General features: G+C 34.0%; 2 protein-coding genes. Both read left to right on the top strand.

Annotated elements, in window-relative coordinates; translation table 11 throughout:
* Positions 1–80 precede the first annotated feature (80 nt).
* Positions 81–1,982, top strand: coding sequence for a membrane protein insertase YidC (gene yidC, locus ABIQ27_RS01820; RefSeq protein WP_348031510.1), 1,902 nt, complete (start codon positions 81–83; stop codon positions 1,980–1,982).
* A 71-nt stretch (positions 1,983–2,053) separates the two neighbouring features.
* The gene (gene proC / locus ABIQ27_RS01815) at positions 2,054–2,854 is read left to right on the top strand and encodes a pyrroline-5-carboxylate reductase (protein ID WP_348031508.1); all 801 of its coding nucleotides are present in this window, start codon (positions 2,054–2,056) and stop codon (positions 2,852–2,854) included.
* Positions 2,855–3,010: the final 156 nt, after the last annotated feature.

Genomic DNA, 3,010 nt, shown 5'->3' with positions numbered 1-3,010 from the left:
ACACCCAATTTTTGTTAGCTTTGTGGCCGCAATGGTAAAACATAAAAATAAATAAAGGAACTGAAAAGTTCAGCATTACTATGGAAGAAAAGAAATTTGATTTTAATACAATTATTGGTTTTGGGTTGATATTCGTCATCATTGTTTGGATGATGTACAACGGACAAAAAACTACCAAAAACGAACAACTGGAAAAAGCGAGAGCTACAAAAGACAGCATTCAAAATGCAAAAGTATCCCCGCCAAAAGAAGCAGCAGCAACCATTGCTTTAGATTCAACGGTTACTGATTCAGTTAAAATTCAAAAACTTCAAGGTGCTTTAGGAAGCTTTGCTTATTCAGCGACTTTGCCTTCCGCTACAGTAAATTTCACGACTTTAGAAAATGATTTTGTAAGCTTAAAAATTGCCAATAAAGGTGGATATGTTGTTGAAGCAATCTTGAAAAAGTATGAAAAATTCAGGAAAAATTCAGGGCAATTAGTTGAATTGATTAAAGACAATAACGCCAGTTTTAATCTTCAGTTACAGACTAAAGACAATCGTGTTTTAAATACAAAAGACTTGTATTTTGAACCAACATTGACCAAAGTTGGAGACAACCAAGTCCTTTCAATGAAGTTAAAATCCGGAGCAAATGAGTATTTGGAATACAAATATGTTTTGGCACCAAACAAATACTTAGTTGATTTTGATGTCCATTCACAAGGATTGAGTACTGTTTTAAATACGTCAAAACCAATTGATTTAGAATGGGATTTAAAAAGCTACAGAAACGAAAGAAGTGTCACTTATGAAAACCGTTATGCCGAAATTTATTTCGAGCACGATGGTGGAAAAATTGATTACGTTGGACAAGGAAATGGCAAAGAAGAAAATCCAGAAAAGGCAACTTTTATTGCCTATAAACAACACTTTTTCTCAAGTATATTATTGACTAAAACGCCATTTGAAAAAGCAAAATTGCATTCAGACAATTTGGTTAAGGATGATAAAAAAGACACCATTTTCACAAAGCAGTATAAAGCAACAATACCATTAGCATTTAACAACGGAGAGTTAGATTACAAAATGAATTGGTATTATGGCCCAACGGATTATAAAACTTTAAAAAACTACGACCGAAATCTAGAAAAAATTGTTCCATTAGGTTGGGGGATTTTTGGTTGGATAAACAAGTTTATTTTCATTCCGTTATTCGGATTTCTAAGCTCGTTTATGGGATTAGGAATTGCGATTATTGTGTTTACGATTTTGATAAAAATTGCAATGTCGCCAATCACGTTTAAATCATTTTTATCTCAGGCGAAGATGAAAGTATTGCGTCCCGAAATTATGGAAATTGGAGAAAAGTTCAAAAAAGATCCAATGAAAAAGCAACAGGAAACAATGAAGCTTTACAATAAAGCCGGAGTGAATCCAATGGCTGGCTGTATTCCTGCCTTGATACAAATTCCGTTTATGTATGCGTCGTTCCAGTTTTTCCCATCAGCATTTGAATTAAGACAAAAAGGCTTCCTTTGGGCTGACGATTTATCATCATTTGATCAGATAGTTAAATTGCCTTTCAATATCCCGTTGTATGGAGACCACATCAGTTTGTTCCCGATTTTAGCAGCGATTGCGATTTTCTTTTATATGAAAATGACTTCAGGCGATCAGGCCATGGCACAACCACAACAAGACGGAATGCCCGACATGGCAAAAATCATGAAAATCATGATTTATGTTTCACCGGTAATGATGTTGATTTTCTTCAATACTTATGGTTCCGGATTGAGTTTGTATAACTTTATTTCTAACTTAATTACGATTGGAATTATGTTGGTTATCAAAAAATATTTTATCAGTAGTGATAAGATTCATGCTCAAATTCAGGAGAATAAAGCTAAGCCAAAAACAGAAGGTAAGTTTCAGAAAAAAATGCGTGAAATGATGGAACAGGCTGAAGAGCAAAAGAAGATCCAAGGCAAAAAGAAATAATTCGAATAATACATTTTCAAAACTCTGTTTAAAAATATACCTTTAAACAGAGTTTTTAATTTTATAAAGCCATGAAAGTACTAATAATTGGTCACGGAAATATGGGTAAAACCTATGCCAATAGTTTTATCAGTTCCCGCTTCATTAAACCCGAAGATATTTTTGTTTTGGTTAGAAATAGTGATTTTTCAACTATCGAAAGCGCTATTCCAAAAGCTAATTTTTCTGTTTCTGTTTCAGAGAAAATTGCTGATTTTGACATCGTGATTTTAGCCGTAAAACCACAAGATTTTAGTATTTTGGCACAATCCATAAAACCGTATTTAAGAGACAGTCAAATCGTTTTTTCGGTCATGGCCGGAATTACAATATCCAAATTAGAAACCCAACTTTCCTGTTCCAAAATTGTACGTTCGATGCCCAATATTCCAACGCAAATCGGAATGGGAATGACCGTTTTCACAGCTTCTGCGAATGTTGACAGAAAGGAACTGTTTATCATTCAGAATCTTATCAATACAACAGGAAAATCGGTCTATGTTGAGAATGAAAAACTGATTGATGCTGCCACAGCCATTTCGGGAAGTGGACCTGCGTATGTTTTTTATTTTATGCAATCTATGATAAAGGCAGCTGTAGATTTAGGCTTCAACGAATCGGAAGCTGAACTCTTGGTTAATCAAACTTTTATGGGTTCGGTAGCAATACAAAACAGCTATTCATTATCGAATGAAGAATGGATTGCCAAAGTGGCTTCAAAAGGTGGAACGACCGAAAGTGCTTTGCGTGTTTTTGAAAAAGGGATATTAGAAAAAACCATTATAGAAGCTGTAAAAGCTGCCAATGACAGAGCTTTGGAATTGGGATCATAAATTTTGGAACCATTTTTGAATACTAAAATCCACTTTTTACCGTTATATTAAAAATCACATTATGAAATATATTATTGCCTTATTGCTTTTAACATCGATTGGTTTTGCCCAAAGCATTAATAAATTGGATGAAAATGGCAAAAAAAATGGCGTTTG

The organism is Flavobacterium sp., from assembly GCF_039916025.1.
GTDB lineage: Bacteria > Bacteroidota > Bacteroidia > Flavobacteriales > Flavobacteriaceae > Flavobacterium.
This window is presented reverse-complemented; position numbering and strand designations above follow the sequence as displayed.